This window comes from Halorubrum luteum (genome assembly GCF_054652935.1).
In genome coordinates, this window is record NZ_BAAIGT010000003.1 from 48,922 (window position 1) to 70,057 (window position 21,136).

Consider the following 21,136-nt stretch of genomic DNA (forward strand, 5'->3'; position numbering starts at 1 on the left):
CGGGCACTCAACGAGTGGTGTCGGCGGGAGCTTCCGATACTCCACAAGTGCTCCTCGAAGGTGGGCTTTCGTTTCCGGTGACTCAGCGCTTGCGAGGGCACTGGTGAGGTGCCAGCGAAGTCGTTCTTTCTTCGTGAGGTCGTCTGCGTTTGGCGTCGGGATGGACTCGTCTGTCTCTTGCATTTGGACCACTGGGGGCTTACCCCTCACCCCCTCGTGGGGGGAGACCACCACACTCTCCCCCGACTATCTCTTGCCACTGTGTGCTGTCGACAATCGTATCCAGTCGCTGTGGGGCGACGGCTTCCCAGATGAGATGATGCTTCGAACAGACCGTCACGAGATTCGAGACTCGATTCGCCTGTTCGTGGTCAAACTGCCCGTCGGGCCCGACGAAGAATTTCCGTGGAATCAGATGGTGAACAGAAATGTCCTTCCCAACCTGCTGTTGATGATCCGCCTGAGTCATCTCACACCACGGAGTTTGACACTCGTAGTCATCGCGTTCCAACGCTCGTTGCCGCCGTTCTGGCCAGTTTGGGCCGTACGGGATCGCCGAGCGCTCCTGATAGGACTGTGGTTGTGAGAAGCCAGCTTCAGTGAGTGCTTCTTCCCATCCACCAAACCGTTCGAGATATGTACACTTGTGAAATTTCCCGATTCGGTTCATCTCCCCGCTTGATGGTGGGCGACCGAACTCCTCCGCAAGACGCTCAATTTCATTCAGCAAGTCCTGATCTGTGAGTCGGTATTTTCGATTCGGAGTGAAGCCAGCCTCACGAAGCGCCTCGTTCCAACTCCCGAATTTGTTCTGACAGACGCGCTGGGAGTACTCTCCGTGGTCGGCCATTTCCTTTGCAGTCGGCGGTTTCCCCAATTCGCTCGCAACGTGCCGAATATCGTCGAGAATCACGTCTACGTCAGTTTCCAGCTCGTCGCGGCGGTGGACACCAGTTACGTGTCCGGCCAGTTCGTGACAAGTCGCAAACGATTCGCCACAGTGATCGCAGATATGCTCGGTCACGGTTCTGTCACCTCCCTCCGCGGTACCCCCGTAATAGGTTATAAAATCTCGACCTCGTACTCAGTCCCTGTTCTCGGTAGAGTTCGTAGAGAAGCGCTTCGTCTCGCCACGGAATATCTGAATCGGTCATAACTCGGTAGCGGGGCGAGGTCCCCCCGCACCTCTTTCGGGGGCAATAAACACTACCGACTCAGCATCGTATTTGAACGTTAGACCGGCAGGTCCACATCTAGTCTCAGTCGATCACATCAGAAGGCCCACGACTCCGTCCAGTAGCCGCTAAATCGTTGTCCTCGGCCCCTCGATAGTCTTCGGAAGGATGGAGCGGCTGAATTCTGGCGTTGCTCGGCTGTCGAGGCGTTAGTCAGTCGCTGTCGGCGGCAGATCGCCGCCGACGCGACAGCGTCGCCACTCACGACCGCTGTCCGGATTGGTGGACAGCTACCGGAAGAACCGGTCGTCGAGTGGTTGATTCGCTGGGACAGCCCTGCGGACACCTAGAGCTGTCCAAGCGGCCCGCAGTACCATTTCACAGAACTCCGTGAACGACCAGTCCCAGAGGCGTCGCCCCCCTCGGCGGGGCGACGCCACGTACTTCCAGTGGAGATACCGCCAACTGTTCTGGAACAGCAGGCTCACCACAAACATCACCAGCCGCAGGCCAGCGTCTTGAGAACTGGTGAACGCGAGGCTCTGTTTGGCTAACCGATAGCTCGATTCGATGCCGAAACGCTTGCTGTAGTGTTCTCGGGCATCGCGTGGCGTGTCGATGAACGGCGCGTCAGCGGCGTAGCCGTGACGCGCCACTCCGTGTTCATCGTACCGCCCCTGCTGGTACACACAATCGATGAACACGGGAAACGTTACCTTGCCAGCGAGATCGTGTTCGATCTCGCGGCTCCAACCTCTGCTGAGTTCGTCTTGAATCGTCTCGCCCCACTTGACGATCGGCATAACGTAGGCGTAGTTGTGCGCGTACAGCAGCCCGAGACAGGTGCTGTTGTAGAAGCCGCGATCAAGGTAGACGGCCTTGACGCCGAGGTCAAGGCCGTCGAGCAGTTCGAGAAACTCAGCGAGGACATCGCTGGTGGTATCGCCAGCGACCAGCTGGCGAACCGCCAGCGTGTAGCGCTTGTTACGTACCCGCGCGTACAGTGTCGCATAGGCGTGAAACGCAGTTGTTCCTCGTTTCGCTTGCGAGAAGTACAGCGCCTCCGTCTCGTCCTCGTCACCGTAGTAGGGATCAAGGTGGAGGTCTACGCAGACCTCCACCGGTCGATCCGGGAGTGTCTCGAGGGCATCTCGTTGTAGGAGCGTGTCTCCAACCGCCTCAACCGAGTCAAGCTCAAACTGCTCAGTGAGATGTCCCCGGACGGTGTTGGCGTGTGGCGAGTCGTCGGTCGTTTCGCAGACGTGGTTGATCGAGGTCCCGCCGGCGCTGGCGCCGGCGAGGACCTCGTACAACGTCTCTGTCGTGACCTCGATGTCCTCACCGAGATCTATCGCAAGCTCTTCGTCAAGGCTGTTGACGACAAAATTAAGCAGGTGCTCTTCCTCTATCTCGCTGTCTGCTTCGGTAGGTTTCACACTTTTGCCAAGCAGACACTTTCACTCAAATCCGATGTGATCGACTGAGTCTGGTTGGAAAATAGCGGGACTACGGAGGAAGGTGCCTGTCGTAAATATTCCGCCGATGTCCGACCGCTTCGACAATCAGGACATCGTCGTCTCGGTCCCACGTGATGATCGCACGATAGTCGCCAGCGCGAAGTTTGTAGTACGGATACCCGCTGAGTTTTTCGAGGCGATGGGAGGTCCAGTCCTTCGCCTGTAGTTGGATAGCAGTTCCATGTCGAGACGATTTCGTAGCAGTCTCATAGATCGTTCACTACTGCTGAATTACTGTGTCGCTGGGGAGTCGCGGATCAACGGAATCGACAGATTCCGTGATCCGCACCGACGACAGTTCGCTACTCCGCCAGCAGCTCGTAGTCAAGAAGCTTGAGAACCGGCTGCTGCGACGCCAGATTACTGCACAACAACAGAAGATCGAACAGCTTGAGGCTCGCCTCAAGCAGTACGAAAATCCAAACACACCACCCAGTAGACAGGGTGGTGCGGCTAATTCACCAGGCGATGACGACCAAACCGAGGACGAAGACCAAGAACCTGATGAAGACGACGCTGGCGGCGACTCTGACGCCGCCAGCGACTCATCGCCTGGACGCAGCGAAGGTCACGAGGGAACAACTCGAACAGCACCTGAACCAGAAGAGACGATCCTCGTTGATCAGGGATTCTGTCCAGACTGTGAGCAAATCCTCTCTAGCCCTGATAGCTACGTTTCACGGACTATTATTGACGTACCGCTTCCTGTTCCAACCACTGTTACCGAGTACAAGCTCGGTAAACACCACTGTTCTTGTGGTAACGAGGTTGTTGCTGAGCATCCTGACTGTCCCGAAAAGGGGCGGTTTGGGCCAAATATCATGGCCCAAACCGCTCTCGGTCGGTTCCATCAACGACTGCCGAACCGGAAACAGGCCGAGCTGTTTGACTGGGACTTCGACCTTCCGATCTCTCACCGGACGATCTACAACTTGACTAAGCGGGTCGCAGCCGGTCTGCGACCCGCTTACGAGGATGTCAAAGAGAAGATTCGGGAGAGTGAGGTCGTCTACTGCGATGAAACAGGCTTTCCGGTCGATGGAGAACAACACTGGGCGTGGACGTTCGTCACTGATGACGAAGTGCTGTTTTGGGTTGATGAAAGCCGAGGAAGTGGAGTCTTAGAAGACGTCCTCGGCGAGGAATTCGCCGAGGACTCGACGCTCAGTTGTGACGGCTGGTCGGCGTATTCGAGTTATCACACGAAACTGCAGCGGTGCTGGGCGCACCTGTTGCGGGAGGCTGAGTACGTCGCTGAACGGTACGAGGAAGCAGAGCGGCTGTCTGAAGAGTTGCACGCACTCCACGACGATCTAACGACGTTCGTCGAAGGAGATCCGTCCGCTTCCGCCCGCGAGCAGAAGCGGGCGGAAGCATCCTTACACTTGGAGGGCCTGGTGAGGGAAGGTTACGAGGCCCAAGAGGTTCAGCAGCTGATCAAGAAGATCAGCAATGGCTTGGGTCACTGGCTGACGTTCGTGACCGAACGGGGTGTTGATTCAACGAATAATCGCGCAGAGCGGGCTCTGCGCGAGCAAGTAGTCCTTCGGAAGATGTTTCGGACCCTGCGTTCGGCAGAAGGGGTCCAGATTCACGAGACAATAACAACGATGTTGGCGACGTGGAAACGACGAGGACTTGATCCACCTGAACAGCTCCAGTCAATTCTGGGTGGGAGAGAACTTCGGTAAGGACGAGAGGCATCACTGTGCGGTGTATCTTTGTCTTGCTATCCAACTACGTCCAGTGTAATATTTTTTTGGTTGCAAATCAGATGTCTGAGCAACTATTGTAGTGACTGATTCGCGCTGTGTATTCAGCAGAACTGCTGAAACCTATCATCGATTGAGGGTTTCAACAAGGCCAGGACTTCTTATACCGTCCAGCCACCGTCGATTACGAGAACCTCGCCGGTGATGTAGCTAGCGGCGTCGCTCCCTAGAAAGAGAACGGCGTCAGCCACCTCTTCGGGCCGGCCGACACGGCCCAAGATCGTTTGTTCACGCTTCGCTGCGGCTCGCTCCGGATCCTTGAGTTCGTCGGTACCCATCCCCGCGTCGATGATTCCCGGCGCAACGGCGTTAGCCCGGACACCGTCCGGCCCGTAATCGACGGCTATCTGCTTCGTGTGGTTGATTACGGCGGCCTTCGATGGAGCGTAGGTCGCATACTCCGTTGAGCCTTTGAGTCCAGCGATACTGGCGACATTAACGATCCGGCCGACCGTGGTTCGCAGGCTCTCGATGCTGTGTTTCGTAGCCAGTACCGTCCCTCGAACGTTGATCTCCTGAACGGCGTTCCAGTCCTCAAGCGTAATCTCCTCCACGTTCCCGAGCCGATTAATGCCGGCGTTGTTAACGAGTACGTCAATCGGAGCTCCGTCCGTCAGCTCCGCGAACGTCTCCGCCACTGCCGCTGGATCGCGGAGGTCACAGTGATAGAACGATGCGTTGACACCGTTTTCGCGGAGTTTCCGGTGGGTCGGTTGTCGATCGTTCCGCGGATTCGGTTCACGGTCGACGATCGAGACGTCAGCACCGACCTTTCCAAATTCGATTGCGATTCGTCGACCGATGCCCGCGCCGCCACCGGTCACGACGACGTGTTCACCCTTGAAGTCGATTCCATCACGCAGAATTGTCATACGCATTTATCACAGCCATCTATGATAAGGGTTGATACTTCTGGCAACGTTCGGCGAATCATGTTCAACTACAGTGAACCTAAATATCAGTAATTCAACCAATTTCGGCAAAAGGAGAGGCTGAGATTGTAGAACGCGAACAGACGGTTTAGCCAACGTAGTCTTCGATCCGGGCGGTTATTTACCGCTCGAGTCGGAACAACACTACCATGGAGCGAAATTTCGGGCAGACAACCGACGGTTCGACGTGGCGGACACTCCTTGAGGAGGTGACCACCATCGCGGAGGAACTAGACGACACAGGGTGGCGAACGGTCCGGATTCGGCCCGGACAGGTGACGACGTCGATGGATTCGGAGACGTTCGGCGTCCGGCTAGTCATTCCCAGCAACGACTTCGAAGAGTTGGCCGACGCGGTCGAGGCGGCCGCTGGTTTCGAACGTTTCGAAATTTACAAGCGGACGACCGGTGGTCGCGTCTACGCGGTCGTCGTCGAACGCGACCCGTCGTCAAAGGTCGCCGTCCTGTACCCGCTGTATTACTCCCTCGCCGAACGTGACGAGTTGGTCGAAAAAGCGACCCAGAAAAAAACGATTCCTACGTACCTCAGTACTCTGCAGGGAGAACGAGTCGTCTTCACCCACGAACCGAACGAGTTCTTCCGTTACGAGTCGAGCTAAAGGAGCGAAGATCGAATACGACCACCGAGCGCTACGAGGCGCCCCTCAGGACGTCCGTGTGTCCGCCCCTTCCGTAGCCGGTTCCGGTTCGAGAAGTTCGATGAACGTGTTTGGTCGATGGAGATCGGTCTCGCGAACCTGAACCGCCTCCTGAATCGTTAGTCGTTCGATGCCGGCTTCAACGTGGTGAAATGCCTGATCCCGACCAACCTGGGACAGAAGGTCCAGTTCGTGTACGGCGACGCTGGCGCAGATTTCGCCGTCCTCGCAGGGCCCGTCACACCGAGCACACATCGTCGATCGCTCCTTCAGCGACGGTGGATCCGCGGCCAGTCGTTCGATAGCCCGCTGGTTCCACGTTGGGGGAGCGTGTTCGAGTGCATCTCGAAGTCGTTCCTCATCGATCGTCATTGGAGAGTCTGATCGTACTGATCGTCGTGGAGGAGACACCGCGAGCAGTGCCCGTTTTCATGCTCATACATACCGGGTTCCTGCTCGGCGCAGGCTTCGAACGCCTCCGGACACCGAGACCGGAACGAACAGCCGGCCGGTTTCTGTCTGGGATCCGGCACCTCGCCTTCGAGAATCGTCATCGGGGGAAGCAACGCTTTGTCCTCCTCCGTAATGGCGGGGATAGCCGACAGCAGCGCTCGGGTGTAGGGGTGCTGTGGATTCGTGAAGATCTCCTCGGTTCTGCCCACCTCAACGAGTTGACCGAGGTACATCACCCCGATGTAGTCGGCGACGTTTCGAAGCAGCGAAAGATTGTGCGTGATAAACAGATACGCGATACCCAGCTCTTCCTGTAACTCTTCGAGGATCGAAACGATGCGTGCCTGTACGCTTACGTCAAGCGCGCTCGTCGGTTCGTCCAGAACGACGAAGTCTGGATTGGTTGCGACCGCACGACAGATACCGATACGCTGTTTTTGACCGCCCGATAGCGATGCCGGCGTTTTGTTCATGAACTCATCGGGCGGGAGATCGACGAGATCGAGGAGTTCGCGGACGCGTTCGGTTCGCTCTTCTTTCGTTCCGATGTCGTGTATCTCCAGGGGAGTTTCGATGATCTTTCTAATCTGTTTACGGGGATTGAGACTCGAAGCCGGGTCCTGAAAGACGATCTGCACCCGCTTTCGGAACTTCCGGAGTTCCTCGTCCGACAGCGATCGTACGTCCCGTCCGCAGATCTCGATCGACCCCGCGGTCGGTTCGATCACGCGGATTGCTGCGCGGCCGGTCGTCGTCTTCCCCGAACCGGACTCCCCCACTAGGCCAAACGTCTCGTTCGCACCGATCGAGAAGTCGACGCCGTCGACGGCCCGAACGATTTCGGTCGGCCGGCCGAACAGGTCCGTCTTCGAGACGAAGTGTTTCTTCAAGCCTTCGACCCGAACGGCGGGGTCGTCTCCGGCCCGGTACTCCCGTTGTCGTTGCTGTGCGGTCATTGTTGTTCACCACCGGCTTGTGTGAGTCGATCCCCATCTGGAGACGAAGCGGCCAGCTCCACGTTCGTCGATTGGGCGAGTGATACGTGTTTGTCTTGTACCGGGGGTCCGTCGTACAAGTGGCAGGCAACGGCGCGCCCGTCCTCAAGCGAACGCTTATAGGGGAAGACTTCCCGGCACCCCTCCTCCGCAAACGGACACCGGTCGGCGAACCGACACGCCTTCGGCGGGTTCGTATAACTCGGTAACTGACCTTCGATTCCGTCGCCCATCCCCACGGATACCTTCGGAACGCTCTCGAGCAATCCCTTGGTGTACGGGTGTTTCGGGTCGTTGAAGAGCTGTTCGGTCGTGCCTTGTTCGACAATCTCTCCGGCGTACATTACGTTCACATGGTCGCTGACTTCACGCGCAACACCGAGGTCGTGCGTGATGTACAGTACCGTCGCGTTGGTTTCCTCGACCAGATCTTCGAGTAGCTTGAGAATTTTCGCCTCTAGCGTGACGTCGAGTGCCGTCCCCGGTTCGTCGGCGATTAACAGGTCGGGTTCGGACAGCAGCGCCATCGCAATCAACACGCGTTGACGCATTCCGCCGGAGAGTTCGGTTGGATAGCTGTCAAAGACTCTCTCTGCGGCGGCTATCTCGACGCGTTCTAACGCCTCGAGCGCCTGTATCCGATACTCCTCGTTGGAGCGGCGACTGAACTTCCCCTTGGCCCACTCCAGAACGCCGAGACGCTGTTTCCCCTGGTGTTTGAGGAGATCCAGCATCTGCTCGCCGATCGTAAAGACCGGATTCAGCGCGCTCATCGGGTTCTGCATGATCATACTGATCTCCTTTCCGCGGCAAGCGTGACGCTCGCTCTCGGACATCTGTAGCAGATCCTCACCCTTGTAGTAGATCTCACCCTCGGGAATCCGGGCTTCCGGGAGGAGTCCCAGAATGGTTTTGATAGTTACGCTCTTTCCACAGCCGGACTCGCCAACGAGTGCGGCCGTCTCACCGCGCTCGAGCGTGAAATCGATGCCGTTGATCACCTCTGCCCGTCCCTCGTACACGTCGAACTGAACATGCAGGTTTCGAACGTCCAAGAGCGGTTCATCAGTGGTGCTCATCTCATTCCACCTCCACGTCGAAGATGTCTCGGAGCCCGTCGCCGAGCAGATTGAAGCCGATTACAGTATAGGAGATCGCCAGCCCAGGAAACGCGGCAACCCACCAGTAGAGGGTGACGTAATCGCGTCCGTCGGCCACCATCGTCCCCCAGTCAGGGGTCGGTGGCTGGGATCCGAGCCCCAAAAACGACAGTGCTGCGGCGACCAAGATCGCGAATCCCATATCGAGGGTCCCTTTCACGATGATCGGTCCAGTCACGTTCGGCAGCACCTCTTTAAACGCCGTGTGTACCCAAGTCGCTCCCGAAGCCCGACTTGCCTCAATAAAATCCTCTTCTTTCACCGATAAGACCTCACCCTGAACGAGACGGGCGTACCAGGCCCACCAAGAAAACGAGATCGCGACGATCGCGAAAAATAACGACTGTCCAACGGCGGCGATCACCGCGAGGGCGAGTACGATCGGTGGAATAGACAGGAACACGTCAACGATTCGCATCAGGACCGCGTTCACTACCCCACCGAGGTAGCCGGCTACTAACCCAACAGTCACGCCGAGGCTGATGGCGATCGTGAGAACTATCAGGCCGACCATCAACGAAATCCGTGCGCCGTAGATCACGCGCGAAAGGATATCGCGCCCCTCAGGGTCGGTTCCCATCGGATACTCCCAGCTTGGGGCAGTCGCACCCATCGCGAAGTCGGTCGAATGCACGGCTTCAGGCCTCGGAGCGATGATCGGGGCGAAGATCGCGACGAAGATCACTGAGAGGATCATTAACAACCCGATCATCGACGTCGGATTTTGTGTAAACCGATAGTACACGACCCGGAGCCGTTCTGCACGGTCTTCACGAAGCACCGAGTCTAGACTGAATTTATCGAAGTACGAGGACGTGCTCATATTACTCACCCTCCAATTCAATTCTTGGATCCAGATACGCGTAGAGGATGTCGACGACGAAGTTCGCGAAGAGGTACATCACTCCGACGACCATCACAACACCCATGACAGCGTTAAAGTCCTGGAACTGAACGGCCCTGACACCGTATCGGGCCATACCCGGCCATCCGAACACGATCTCCACGACGAACGCACCACCGATCAACGTCCCGAACGCAAGACCGATGATCGTGAGCGAACTTGAGAAGGCGTTTTTCAGCATATATTTATACGTTATCAGGTTGTTTGGAAGTCCGTACGCCTGGGCAGCCAAAATGTAGTCCTTTCGTGATTCTTCGATCATATCGGATCGGATGAGACGCATTACCTGCGCTAGCGTTCCGACACAGAGCGTAACGGCCGGAAGCGTGATGTGAATGAGCGCGTCGACGAAAGTGTCGAATTCCCCAGCTATCAAGCTGTCAATAAGATAGAGACCGGTGTAGTGGGGTGGCGGACTCCCCCCGATTCGGCCCGTGAGGGCGAACAATCCGAGCCCGACAACGACGATAACTTGGAGCATAATCCCAAGCCAAAACCGAGGAATAGATACTCCGGCGAGCGCAACGAAACGGGACACGTGATCTGGGAGTTTATCTTTCGACGACGCCGCAATCACACCGAACGGGACGGCCAGCACGATCGCCAGCGTGATAGTCACGAGGACGAGTTCCAGCGTGGCTGGAAACGTGGCAGCGATATCGTTGTAGACATTATTGTTGGTCTGCAAGGACAACCCCCAATCAAGCTGGAATATACCTGTCAGCCAGTCGATGTATTGGATAGGCAATGGGTCATCAAGTCCCATCTCCTCTTCGAGTCTGGCCACCTGTTCATCAGTCGCCCGTTCTCCCAGGGCGATTCGGACCGGATCTCCAGGAACCACACGCGTCAACGCGAAGATGAGAATTGACAAGCCGAATAGGGTGGGAATCGCCTGTCCGAGACGTTTCGCGATTTTCTTTACGGAATTCATTTATGTCAATCTACTTTTAAGTTTCGTCTCTGTTATCTTCCGCCTGAATCGGCTATCTTAATTTGTTTGTTTTAATAAACCTTTTTACTCGCGGCTACTCGTCGAGGTACCAGTTGTATATGTTCCGGTTCGAAATTAGGTCCGGGAAGGTGTAACCACCGACGTGTTCCTGAAGACCCATCCTGTTGTCCGGGTTGGCAATCCAGAAGTTCGTGTACGCTTCATAGATCAATTCTTGATATTCGTGATAGAGCTCGACGCGCCGGTCAACGTCGGGTTCGCGGCCCGCCCTCTCGATCAAGTCGATAATTTCCTCGTCTTCGTACCAGTGGCCGGTGGCGTACGTGCCGAAGGAATCAGGGTGAAACATGAAGCCGGCGTGCGTTTCCGCATCGACGAAGTTCGCCGAGTTGTACGTGTTGAACATGTGTGGCGAGGAGTCGGGCGAGCCGTAAGCCTCCGCAATCGTCGCCCACTGGGTCGAGTTGACATCGATCTCGACGCCAAGCACCTCGTTCAAATTGTCCTGCATCGAAAGTGCGGTCTGCTCGAAGATCGGGTTACCTGCCATCGGTTGAATCTCGACGTCTAATTCGTTGATCTCATCGGCCGTGTAGCCTGAGTCATCGAGCGCCTCCTGAGCGCGCGACGCATCCTGTTCCGAAACCGGAATGTCCTCGTTGTGGAACGGCTCTAATGGCCTCGGGATAGGGCCGGCGGCGACGAGTCCGCTGCCGATGATGTTTTCGACGATCGTCTCGTAGTTGATCGCGTAGAAGAACGCCTCCCGAACCTTGATATCCGTGAATGGCTCCTTTTGGGTGTTCATATGGACCGTGTACAGCCGGTTCATTGTATCCTGGACGATTTCGACACCGTCGAAGCCGGCTAGTTCCTCCCAGTTGTCGTCGGTCAGGTTTCCGTTGTAACAGTCGGCCTCACCGAGTTGCATCGACTGCATACCGGTTGAGGACTCCTCGATAATTTCGACGTCGACGGTTCCAAACTGATCGTCGTCCCATCCTTTCCAGTAGTCCTCGTGGGCGACAAGATTGGTCGTATCCGAACTGCGGAATTCCTCGATTGTATACGGACCGGTACCAGCGGTATTCCCCTCTTCGAACCAATCACTTGCCCAATCGCCGCCGTTCTCGTGCTCTTCGACCATCGCCTTGTCGACAATTGAGAACCGAATCAAGGACTGAAGGAATGGACCGTAAGCTTCGTCGAAGGTGATCTGGACCTCGGTGTCGCTTACGGCTTCGGTATCACCCTCGTTGAGGTGGGGCTGCCAGAACGCGCCGTAGCCGCCGCTGATGTTCAGCTGACGATCCATCGAGTAGGCGACATCCTCCGCGGTGAGCGTGTTTCCGCCGTGGGTCGTGATATCTTCCCGGATCGTGAACTCCCAGACCGTCCCCTCTTCATTTACTTCCCAATCGGTTACAATGTTCTCCTCGACTTCGTTCGTGTCAGGGTCAAGGATCAACAGCTGATCGTACAGCAGGTGAACCATCGTATTCTCGATGGTGTCAGACATCGCGTGAGGATCCATAGAACCGTGAGTCTGATCCTCGATAAGTACGAAGTGATTGTCCATGTACCCGCCACCGGTCCCAGTCCCGGCAGCGTCGTCATCGTCATCTGGCGACCCCGCGCAACCCGCTATCGCCACACTTGCCGCACCAGCCCCAGCGAGTTTCACGAACGACCTGCGGCCGAGTTGGGTGGTATTGTCAGACATAACCATTTGCAGGAGAGTCAAACGTACTAGGGTTAAAAAAACCTTCCGCAAAGAGCCTGTCTAAGAATTCTCACACTCCCAGTCATCGATATCGGTCGAAGACACCGCAGTATAATTTGCTCAACCGATCCAGCAGCGTTGACAAAAAGAGAGGCAAACCCAGCTATCTGGCGATCGTGTCTGCTACTTCGTGGCCGTCCGGCCCTCGGCCGGACCGCCACAGCTTCAACAGGTTGTGCGTCGCCGAAAACAACGACCACTCCGCTTGCGCTCCCGCCTCCCCACGTAACAGAAATCGGTCACAGCCGCGGGTGACGTGCTGACCGAACACTGCTTCGACGCTCTGGCTGCGCTTGCGATAGATACCTCTGCCTCGTTTCGTCCGGAGTTTTCGCTCCATGCGTTCTTTCAGCCCGTACCACTTGGGGATCCGCCCTCGTGGCGGATCCGCTTCCCGGAGTTCTTTCCGTCGCTTCCAGTCTTTAGTCGTGGCGATGAACAGTTCTGTCTGCTCATCCGCTAACTGCGCGTTCGCTTTGCTCCAGTAGCCAGCGTCGGCAAGCGCCTTCAATAGTGATTCGGCAAAGTTATTGAGGAGAAGAATCTCTTTCGTGTAGTGACTGGACGAGAGAAGAAAATCGTGCGGCACCTGAGTGAAGAGGATCTGGATCGGCTCCTCGGTGAGGCGGACGATCAGAAGGAATTCGAACGCCTCGTCTTTCTCAAACGGCTGTACAAAGGTGCCACGCTGAAGGAAGCCGCTGATGACGTCGGGAGATCTGAGGGCACCGCCACGAACTGGGTCACTCGCTGGAACGAAGGAGGCCTCGGTAAACTTACTCCGAACTTCGGGGGCGGTCGGCCCCCGAAGCTCGACGAAGACCAACAAGACGAACTCATTGACCTCCTGCGTGAAGGTCAACCGTGGAAAAAACAGGAGATCCAGCACCTTCTCGACGATGAGTTCGATGTCGAATATCACCCACACTACCTTCCGGAATTTCTAGACAATCTCGGCCTTTCCTACGCCATTCCTCGGACAAAACGGCCTGATCGACCCGATAACGCCGAAGAAATCCTCGACGAACGCGTTGAGTACGCGTTCGACGAGGATGCTCATGACCAACCACACAACAAGCGCGAGAGTGACGATGATGACGATGAAGAGGAGTGGAGCTCCGATGAAGATATCTGCACTGATGGCGGGACTGTGGTGGGGTTTTTCGATATCTCGCATCCACAACCCTGGGACAATTCTCAGCGACTGTACACGGTCGATGATCCACATATCACCCGGCCGCTGGTGAAAATCGATACACCAGCGGCCGGGTTCTATGCGCTCAACGGAGAGAGCGTGCTGTCGTTCCCACCGAACCAGAAGAAAGAACAGATCTGCGGCTGTTTCGAGGAGATCCGCGAGCAGAATCCCGGCAAGCGGATTCTGCTCGTCTTGGACAACTTCTCCTCACACGTCTGTAAGTACACGCGCAAGCGTGCTCACGAACTTGGGATTGATCTGGTGTTCTTGCCGGTTGGCTCCCCGGATCTCAACCCAATCGAACCTGTCTGGAAGAGTCTCAAGTGGGAGTCTTCGCCGCTGATCGTCAACGGCGAAGACGAGTACCGGAAACGCCTTGACCACCTGTTCGATCAACTGACCGAGAAACTGAGTTTCGCTGCATCGTGGATCGACAACCACCTCAGTGGATTCCTCAATAAGATTCGCTAACTACTATATCCTCCGGGAGCTCGTCTCCGCGTTGTTCTGGTCCGTATTCGTCGTCTTCGGCTTCGTCAACCTCGGCAGCTTCCTCAAGGATGTCGTGGATTTCGTCGGTAATCTGCTCACGAGTCCGGTTTTGGTCGAGGGCCGCGTCGCCCTGGACGCGGCGACCGTCCAGGGCGACTTCGCCCATCTCAGCAATGCCAGCTTCTCGGCAAAGGCGAAGGATCTCAACGAAGAGGTGCTCGAACTCCTCGCGGTGGTTCTTGCGGAAGAGGCTGATCGTGCGGAAGTCAGGGTGTTGATTCGCGGCAAGGTAGCGAAAGGCGATGTCACGTTCAAGCAGGCGGTCGAGTTTCCGGGAGCTGCGGATGCCGATGCAGTAGCCGAAAACGAGGACTTTGAGCATCATCACGGGATGGAAGGACGGCCGCCCGCGGCCGTCCTCCCGATTGTCCGGATAGAATGGGTCAAGCCGGCCCTCGTTGTCGAGATGATCGATAACGTCGGAAACGTAGCGTTCGAGACTATCCTCTTCGACCCACTCCGCGACGTTCTTTGGCAGGAGGTGTTGCTGATCTTGATCGTATCGGATAAAATTGAACGTCACGGGTGAATCCTTACGCTATACAGGAGTTTCTGCTAGATAAGGTCTACGTCATGTGAGTTCTCTGCCGATATTTCTTGGACAGGCTCTAAAGCGATTTTTCTACCGCTAAGGACGGCCGTGTAAGTCGAGCATACGTTCTTTTTTAATATCCTTTCATATCTCGATAGGAAAAGTATATTAACATCACCCGGTCACTCCTCAATATGCTTGCAACCTATCCATCTCTGAACGGAGAGGTCGCGCTCATAACCGGCGCTAGCTCCGGCATCGGTCGGTCGATTGCGAGACGCCTTTCGGAGGACGGTGCGGCGGTGGTTGGCCTCGACCTCTCGAAGGCGCCGAACGACGGCGGGCCGTCGTTCGACGACGTCGTGTCGACGGGGGAGCTGGTCGTCGGCGACGTCACCGAGCAGCCGGACGTCGAAGCCGCCTTCGACACCGCGGTGTCCGCGTTCGGTCCCGTCTCAATCCTCGTCAACAACGCGGGTATCGCCGGCCACGGACGCATCGAGGAGATCACGCCCGAGGAGTTCCGGCAGTCACTTGCGGTCCACCTCGAAGGCATCTACAATACGTCCAGTTACGTACTGCCGCGTATGGCCGACGACGGATCGGGGAGCGTCATCAATCTCAGTTCGATCGCCGGTGTCGGTGGGTATCCCCGAACAGCGGACTATGGGGCGGCGAAAGGGGGTGTGGCGAACCTGACGCGACAGCTGGCGGTGGACTACTCGCCGGCGGGGGTCCGGGTCAACGCGGTGGCGCCGGGGTTCATCAAAACCGAGATGAACGCCGGCGTCTGGAAAGACTCGAACGGGTCAGACGACGAGACTGAACCGAGCTCGGTGTCCGGCGAGGGACCCGTGGTCGACTATGACCTGATCACCGCCCGGACGCTGACGCCGTGGCTGGGCGAGCCGTCGGACGTGGCGGCGGTGGTGGCGTTTCTGGCGAGCGACGCCGCCCGGTTCGTCACGGGTCAGATCATCCCCGTCGACGGCGGCTGGACGGCGTGGTGAGGCTCGGTCCCTCGAAAAACGGCTGCCGGCACCGGGAGGACCGTAAACGTCATTAGGGACGAATTCGCGACTACAGTCGGATGTCCAAATCGTACGACCTATTAGCGCGTGATGAGCCGGAATTATCCGAGTGGGAGCGAACGCTACACGACAGCGTGTCCAAATCCGAACCGTGGACGCTCGTCGAGGAATTTTCCCAGCTCCGGCGACTGTCCCCGTCCGATGACGAACAGCGTGCCGCGGAACTCCTCGAAGAACGGTTCGAAGAGTACGGGATTCCTTTCGAACGGTACGATCCGACGTTCTGGCTGAGCGTTCCCGAAGCGGCGACGGTCCGAACGGTCGGCGACACCGAGTTGACGTTCTCTGGTCGAGAGGCCGAGTTCAAGGAGGAACCACCCGCAGTCAAGACCCTCGCGTACTCCAACGACGGGACGGTCTCGGGCGACGTCGTTCAGATCGACATCCCGCGGGCGGGCGGTGCCGACGAGATCCTCGGAAAAACATCGGTCGATCTCTCCGAATATGACCTCGAAGGGAAGATCGCGCTCGTTGATTCGATGCTGCTCGCGAAGGGATTCTTCGAGGCCATCGAGGAACAGGGTGCCGAGGGCGTGGTCATGATTCATCCGAACGAGGACGAACCACATATCTCGACCGCTATGCCCATCTGGGGAGCGATCCCACGACCGGACCAACGGGAAATGCTACCGGATATCGTCTACGCCGTCGTCTCCCGATCAGTCGGCGACAAACTTCTCGAGGCGTTTGCGTCGACTTCCGACCTCCAGCTCGAGGTCGAGACTGACGTGACCACTGGCTGGTTCGAGTGTCCGCTGGTGGTGGCCGATATCCCCGGCGAAGCCGACCCCCGATCCGACGACTTCGTCCTCCTCCACGGCCACCTCGATTCGTGGTACTACGGTGTGACGGACAACGCGACGGGGAACGCAGGCATGGTCGAGTGCGCACGCGTGCTCAACGACCATCGTGACCGCCTTCGCCGGGACCTCCGCATCGCCTTCTGGCCCGCCCACGAAGGCGGCCGCTACGGCGGCAGCACCTGGTTTGTCGACCAGTTCGCCCACGAACTCTACGATCACTGCGTCGCCCACGTCAACTTCGACAGCCCCGGCGTCAAAGACGCTACGGAGTTTAATATGACCGCATGGAACGTTGAGGGGACCGATCTCTGCCGGGAAGCGATCGACGACGTCACGGGGAAAGACGCCGAGTGGTCTCGTCCGCCGCGAGCGGGGGATTACGCCTTCTTCAATCTTGGTATTACCGGTCTCATGATGCTCTCTTCAGGCATTCCATCAGAGGTTCGAGACGAACGGGGCTACCACGCCGTCGGCGGTGGAGGTGGGAATTCCGACGCATGGCACCTCACGACCGACACCCTCGACAAAGCCGACCCAGAAGTCCTCGTTCGGGATATCCGCGTTCACTTGGTGCTCCTCGCTAGACTGCTCTCCGAGCCGATCATCGGAATTGACCACAGAGACGCGGTCGCAAACCACCTCGAGACGGTTCGGGAGTACAACGAGGCGGCTGGCGATCACTTCGATCTTTCGCCCGTCGAAGCCGAACTTGAAGCGCTCGAAGCGGCCGTCGAGGAGCTCTATCGGCGGATCGAGGCCGAGGAGATCGATCCAGCACAGGCGAACGAGGCGATCAAGACGCTGAGTCGGCGGCTGATCCCGCTCGACTTCACTAACGCGGGCCGGTTCGACCAGGATCCCGCAAAGTTCCGCCCGCCGTACCCCAGGCTCGTTTCCGTCCTTGAGTTACCTGATCTCAAGGGGAACGAATACAAGTTCCGGCAAACGAACCTCCGGCGTGCAGTCAACGAGGTCGTCCACGAACTCCGCGAGGCTGGCCGCGCACTTCCGACGGGCGACTGACGCAGCGGTCGCTGCTACCCACACGTATTTGTGGGTCGAACGCGGTTTCAGCCCATGGCACGTGTGCCGTATCTGGAACGAGAAGATCTCCCGGCCGATCGTCGTTACCTGTTCGACCCCTCAAATCCGTTCAGCGATGGGTCCGATTCGGGCGAGACGCCCGGCGGAAACGACACCAAAGCGGACGCCGATGCCCCCTGGGATGAGCCACAACACACCCACCGTGCGATCGCCAACAACCCAGCTCTGCTCGAGGCGTATCGCCGATTCGGTGCCAGCGTCTGGACAGAGACGGGACTCACGGAGCGCGAGCGGGAGTTGTCTATCCTCGCCGTTGCGAACGCCCTCGGATCAGAGTACGAGTGGTACCAGCACGTCAACGTCGCCCAACGGCTCAACATTCCGCTTGATGCGATCATGGCGGTCGCGACCGAGGAGTACGATGTCCTGTCAGATGCGGAGACTGCGCTCGTCGAGTACATCCATGCCGTCGTCGACCGCACAGTCGATAATGAGGACCACGCCGCCCTCGCGGCTCATTTCGACGACGGTACGATCATCGGAGTCGGGATGCTCGCCGCCTACTACATCGGCATCGATTACATGGGTGAGGCGTTGGCACTCGAGCTCGAGGACGAGTTCGTCGGCTGGGAACTGGAGAATATCTGAGGAGGACGTTCCCTGGAGATACCCGGAGAGCGAACGCCTTGCTTGGCTGTGTTGAATCACTAGACGGCGGCGGAACAGGTCAGTAAATCAAAGGCGTTGAAGCGGGAGACTCCGGTTGCCTATGACCCAAATCTCCCGCTTCATTGGGGAAGTGGTGCCGATTGCTCAAAGAGTCACCGGTGAAGTCGACGAATCCGCCGCCCCAGAAGGTGGCGGCGGATTCGCCGACTACGCCTACATTTCCCTCCACTGTCTCCGGATTTACCTCGATACGTCCTACCGCATGACCATTGACCTGCTCAAGGAGATGCCGCAAATAACCGGGGAGATCGGCCTCAGCGCGGCCGATCTCCCCTCGCCATCCGCGTTGTGTAAAGCGTTCGACCGGATCAGTATGAGCGTCTGTCGAGTGCTGCTGCGCCAGTCGGCGCAGCTGCACGACCCCTCGAAACACGGCGCGATCGACGCTACATTCTACGAACGCTCGGCTGCAAGCCGCCACTACTGTCAACGAACGAGCTACCGCGTCCAGAAGCTGAAAGTCACGAAACTCGTCGATACAGAGACCCAAGCCGTCCTTGACGTCCACTGCTCGACGACCCGGGAAGGAAGCGATGCGGATCTCGCCGAGCAGATCGCCCGCCGGAACGCGGGCGATCTGCGGTCTCTTGCTGCTGATAAAGGCTACGACAAGCAGGCACTCCGCGACGCACTTCGTGAACTCGACATCAGACCGCTGGTCAAACATCGGATTTTCGCTCCCTACGACCACGCACACAACGCCAGAATCGACGACCAACGCTACAATCAGCGCTCTATGACCGAAACCGTGAACTCGGCAGTCAAGCGCTCGCTCGGCTTTAGTGATTCGGCAAAGTTATTGAGGAGAAGAATCTCTTTCGTGTAGTGACTGGACGAGAGAAGAAAATCGTGCGGCACCTGAGTGAAGAGGATCTGGATCGGCTCCTCGGTGAGGCGGACGATCAGAAGGAATTCGAACGCCTCGTCTTTCTCAAACGGCTGTACAAAGGTGCCACGCTGAAGGAAGCCGCTGATGACGTCGGGAGATCTGAGGGCACCGCCACGAACTGGGTCACTCGCTGGAACGAAGGAGGCCTCGGTAAACTTACTCCGAACTTCGGGGGCGGTCGGCCCCCGAAGCTCGACGAAGACCAACAAGACGAACTCATTGACCTCCTGCGTGAAGGTCAACCGTGGAAAAAACAGGAGATCCAGCACCTTCTCGACGATGAGTTCGATGTCGAATATCACCCACACTACCTTCCGGAATTTCTAGACAATCTCGGCCTTTCCTACGCCATTCCTCGGACAAAACGGCCTGATCGACCCGATAACGCCGAAGAAATCCTCGACGAACGCGTTGAGTACGCGTTCGACGAGGATGCTCATGACCAACCACACAACAAGCGCGAGAGTGACGATGATGACGATGAAGAGGAGTGGAGCTCCGATGAAGATATCTGCACTGATGGCGGGACTGTGGTGGGGTTTTTCGATATCTCGCATCCACAACCCTGGGACAATTCTCAGCGACTGTACACGGTCGATGATCCACATATCACCCGGCCGCTGGTGAAAATCGATACACCAGCGGCCGGGTTCTATGCGCTCAACGGAGAGAGCGTGCTGTCGTTCCCACCGAACCAGAAGAAAGAACAGATCTGCGGCTGTTTCGAGGAGATCCGCGAGCAGAATCCCGGCAAGCGGATTCTGCTCGTCTTGGACAACTTCTCCTCACACGTCTGTAAGTACACGCGCAAGCGTGCTCACGAACTTGGGATTGATCTGGTGTTCTTGCCGGTTGGCTCCCCGGATCTCAACCCAATCGAACCTGTCTGGAAGAGTCTCAAGTGGGAGTCTTCGCCGCTGATCGTCAACGGCGAAGACGAGTACCGGAAACGCCTTGACCACCTGTTCGATCAACTGACCGAGAAACTGAGTTTCGCTGCATCGTGGATCGACAACCACCTCAGTGGATTCCTCAATAAGATTCGCTAACTACTATCGCCGTGCGAGCGCGTACCTGGTTCCGCGAATTCCGAGAAATCGCCCTGATGTGTGTCGTCTACAACATCAAGCGAGCCGTGAAACAGTGAATTCTACCGCCTTATGGCGATTCAACACAGCCCCTTGCTTCGTCCACAGGCACCCACACTCTCTTAACTCGAGTTACGTGCTACTGGATGGCGACAGCGACGAACACGAGCACGATACCAGGAAGAGCGAGGACGGCAAATCCTGCAATCGTCGCGCCGGTTACCGCAAGCGATGATCCGATTACGACTGGCCCGACGAATCCACCGAGGGCGCCGATCCCAAAGATCATCCCGATCACGGTGCTCACCGAACCTGAGGCTACCATACTGAGCGGTAGCGTTCGAAGCAGCGGCGAGGTGCCGCCGATGGCGATCCCGGCGATGGCGGCGACGATCGCGTACAGGTAGAACGAATTGGACAAGAAGGCCAGAGCGACGATCGATCCGCCGAATACCAGTCCACACAGCCCAATACACAGCGAGTGGGAACTCGTGCGATCGGCGGCATACGGAATTGACATCATTCCGACCATCTGTCCCACTGTCAGCAAGGCCACGAGACGCGTCGCCGTTGGGTATTCGAACCCACGGTCAATGAGAAGCGGAGCCAGCCACCCGTAGATACTGTGAGTTGCGAAGAGATAGCTCACCCCGGCTGCAATCAGGATCACTATCTCCGGCCGTACCAGGAGTTCCCGTATCTCCCCAAGCCCCGGCGCTCCGGTGCCGTCATGGTTCGGACCGATACCGCCGACAGCCAACCAGACAAGCCCCAGACCGACTGCGGGAAGGCCAGAAATCATAAGCGCCGGTCGCCAGCCTCCAATCTGCGCTGCTATCACCGGGACGACCTCGAAGCAGCTAACGATCCCGAACGTCGCAGCGACACTGATAATCCCCAGCGGA

The 21,136-nt window shown here is 57.4% G+C and carries 20 protein-coding genes and 2 pseudogenes; 9 read left to right on the top strand and 13 right to left on the bottom strand.

Translation table 11 applies throughout. The features are described from left to right. Positions 1 to 199: 199 nt before the first annotated feature. The 3 genes from ACYQ0R_RS15925 to ACYQ0R_RS15935 form a co-directional block, all read right to left on the bottom strand. Positions 200 to 1,024 carry a homing endonuclease associated repeat-containing protein gene (locus tag ACYQ0R_RS15925; protein WP_459825893.1) on the bottom strand — a complete coding sequence of 275 codons (825 nt, stop codon included), beginning with the start codon at positions 1,022 to 1,024 and terminating at the stop codon, positions 200 to 202. 441 nt (positions 1,025 to 1,465) lie between these two features. Beyond that, positions 1,466 to 2,611, bottom strand: a complete 1,146-nt coding sequence (locus tag ACYQ0R_RS15930) for an ISH3 family transposase (RefSeq protein WP_459820755.1) — start codon at positions 2,609 to 2,611, stop codon at positions 1,466 to 1,468. Positions 2,612 to 2,681: 70 nt separating this feature from the next. Continuing rightward, a complete protein-coding gene (locus ACYQ0R_RS15935; protein WP_459825922.1) occupies positions 2,682 to 2,906 on the bottom strand; it encodes a type II toxin-antitoxin system RelE family toxin in 225 nt (74 codons plus the stop codon). Positions 2,907 to 2,928: 22 nt separating this feature from the next. Between ACYQ0R_RS15935 and tnpC the strand changes: the two genes are divergently transcribed. Further along, complete coding sequence (gene tnpC, locus ACYQ0R_RS15940; RefSeq protein WP_459820641.1) at positions 2,929 to 4,383, top strand: IS66 family transposase; 1,455 nt, start codon at positions 2,929 to 2,931, stop codon at positions 4,381 to 4,383. A 182-nt stretch (positions 4,384 to 4,565) separates the two neighbouring features. Here tnpC and ACYQ0R_RS15945 read toward each other — a convergent pair whose 3' ends face one another. Then, positions 4,566 to 5,336 (bottom strand): SDR family NAD(P)-dependent oxidoreductase, encoded by a 771-nt coding sequence (locus ACYQ0R_RS15945; RefSeq protein WP_459825895.1) that lies wholly within the window; start codon positions 5,334 to 5,336, stop codon positions 4,566 to 4,568. Positions 5,337 to 5,545: 209 nt separating this feature from the next. On the opposite strand from ACYQ0R_RS15945, the gene ACYQ0R_RS15950 reads away from it, so the two are divergent. After that, the gene (locus tag ACYQ0R_RS15950; protein WP_459825897.1) at positions 5,546 to 6,016 is read left to right on the top strand and encodes a DUF7529 family protein; all 471 of its coding nucleotides are present in this window, start codon (positions 5,546 to 5,548) and stop codon (positions 6,014 to 6,016) included. 45 nt (positions 6,017 to 6,061) lie between these two features. On the opposite strand, the gene ACYQ0R_RS15955 is transcribed toward ACYQ0R_RS15950, so the two are convergent. The 7 genes from ACYQ0R_RS15955 to ACYQ0R_RS15985 form a co-directional block, all read right to left on the bottom strand. After that, entirely contained in the window at positions 6,062 to 6,427 is a 366-nt protein-coding gene (locus tag ACYQ0R_RS15955) for a hypothetical protein (RefSeq protein ID WP_459825899.1), read from the bottom strand. Further along, positions 6,424 to 7,464: an ABC transporter ATP-binding protein gene (locus ACYQ0R_RS15960; protein ID WP_459825901.1), complete on the bottom strand. Its 1,041-nt coding sequence runs from the start codon at positions 7,462 to 7,464 to the stop codon at positions 6,424 to 6,426. The genes ACYQ0R_RS15955 and ACYQ0R_RS15960 overlap by 4 nt, the downstream gene beginning before the upstream one ends. Beyond that, positions 7,461 to 8,582 carry an ABC transporter ATP-binding protein gene (locus tag ACYQ0R_RS15965; protein WP_459825903.1) on the bottom strand — a complete coding sequence of 374 codons (1,122 nt, stop codon included), beginning with the start codon at positions 8,580 to 8,582 and terminating at the stop codon, positions 7,461 to 7,463. Before ACYQ0R_RS15965 ends, ACYQ0R_RS15960 begins: the two co-directional genes overlap by 4 nt. Position 8,583: 1 nt before the next feature. Further along, entirely contained in the window at positions 8,584 to 9,486 is a 903-nt protein-coding gene (locus ACYQ0R_RS15970; protein WP_459825905.1) for an ABC transporter permease, read from the bottom strand. A 1-nt stretch (position 9,487) separates the two neighbouring features. Next, entirely contained in the window at positions 9,488 to 10,501 is a 1,014-nt protein-coding gene (locus tag ACYQ0R_RS15975) for an ABC transporter permease (RefSeq protein WP_459825907.1), read from the bottom strand. Between the two features lie 94 nt (positions 10,502 to 10,595). Further along, on the bottom strand, positions 10,596 to 12,251 hold the full coding sequence (locus tag ACYQ0R_RS15980; protein WP_459825909.1) for an ABC transporter substrate-binding protein: 1,656 nt from the start codon (positions 12,249 to 12,251) through the stop codon (positions 10,596 to 10,598). Between the two features lie 157 nt (positions 12,252 to 12,408). Next, the gene (locus ACYQ0R_RS15985) at positions 12,409 to 12,816 is read right to left on the bottom strand and encodes a transposase (protein ID WP_459825911.1); all 408 of its coding nucleotides are present in this window, start codon (positions 12,814 to 12,816) and stop codon (positions 12,409 to 12,411) included. Between the two features lie 45 nt (positions 12,817 to 12,861). Here ACYQ0R_RS15985 and ACYQ0R_RS15990 point away from each other — a divergent pair, with 45 nt between their 5' ends. After that, positions 12,862 to 13,974 (top strand): IS630 family transposase, encoded by a 1,113-nt coding sequence (locus tag ACYQ0R_RS15990; protein WP_459822340.1) that lies wholly within the window; start codon positions 12,862 to 12,864, stop codon positions 13,972 to 13,974. Here the strand turns inward: ACYQ0R_RS15990 and ACYQ0R_RS15995 are convergent. Next, complete coding sequence (locus ACYQ0R_RS15995) at positions 13,958 to 14,578, bottom strand: transposase (protein WP_488193309.1); 621 nt, start codon at positions 14,576 to 14,578, stop codon at positions 13,958 to 13,960. The genes ACYQ0R_RS15990 and ACYQ0R_RS15995 overlap by 17 nt on opposite strands. 203 nt (positions 14,579 to 14,781) lie before the next feature. Between ACYQ0R_RS15995 and ACYQ0R_RS16000 the strand changes: the two genes are divergently transcribed. The 6 genes and pseudogenes from ACYQ0R_RS16000 to ACYQ0R_RS16025 form a co-directional block, all read left to right on the top strand. Continuing rightward, positions 14,782 to 15,597, top strand: a complete 816-nt coding sequence (locus ACYQ0R_RS16000) for an SDR family NAD(P)-dependent oxidoreductase (protein ID WP_459825913.1) — start codon at positions 14,782 to 14,784, stop codon at positions 15,595 to 15,597. 80 nt (positions 15,598 to 15,677) lie between these two features. Beyond that, complete coding sequence (locus ACYQ0R_RS16005; RefSeq protein ID WP_459825915.1) at positions 15,678 to 17,504, top strand: M20/M25/M40 family metallo-hydrolase; 1,827 nt, start codon at positions 15,678 to 15,680, stop codon at positions 17,502 to 17,504. Positions 17,505 to 17,558: 54 nt separating this feature from the next. Continuing rightward, entirely contained in the window at positions 17,559 to 18,173 is a 615-nt protein-coding gene (locus ACYQ0R_RS16010) for a carboxymuconolactone decarboxylase family protein (protein WP_459825917.1), read from the top strand. A gap of 121 nt (positions 18,174 to 18,294) precedes the next feature. Further along, positions 18,295 to 19,050: pseudogene (locus ACYQ0R_RS16015) on the top strand (IS5 family transposase); the annotation flags it as partial. A 29-nt stretch (positions 19,051 to 19,079) separates the two neighbouring features. Next, positions 19,080 to 20,192: an IS630 family transposase gene (locus tag ACYQ0R_RS16020; RefSeq protein WP_459822340.1), complete on the top strand. Its 1,113-nt coding sequence runs from the start codon at positions 19,080 to 19,082 to the stop codon at positions 20,190 to 20,192. A gap of 8 nt (positions 20,193 to 20,200) precedes the next feature. Continuing rightward, a pseudogene (locus ACYQ0R_RS16025) lies at positions 20,201 to 20,290 on the top strand (IS5/IS1182 family transposase); the annotation flags it as partial. An 80-nt stretch (positions 20,291 to 20,370) separates the two neighbouring features. On the opposite strand, the gene ACYQ0R_RS16030 reads toward ACYQ0R_RS16025, so the two are convergent. Further along, on the bottom strand, positions 20,371 to 21,136 hold a 766-nt coding region (locus tag ACYQ0R_RS16030; protein ID WP_459825918.1), incomplete at its 5' end, for an MFS transporter.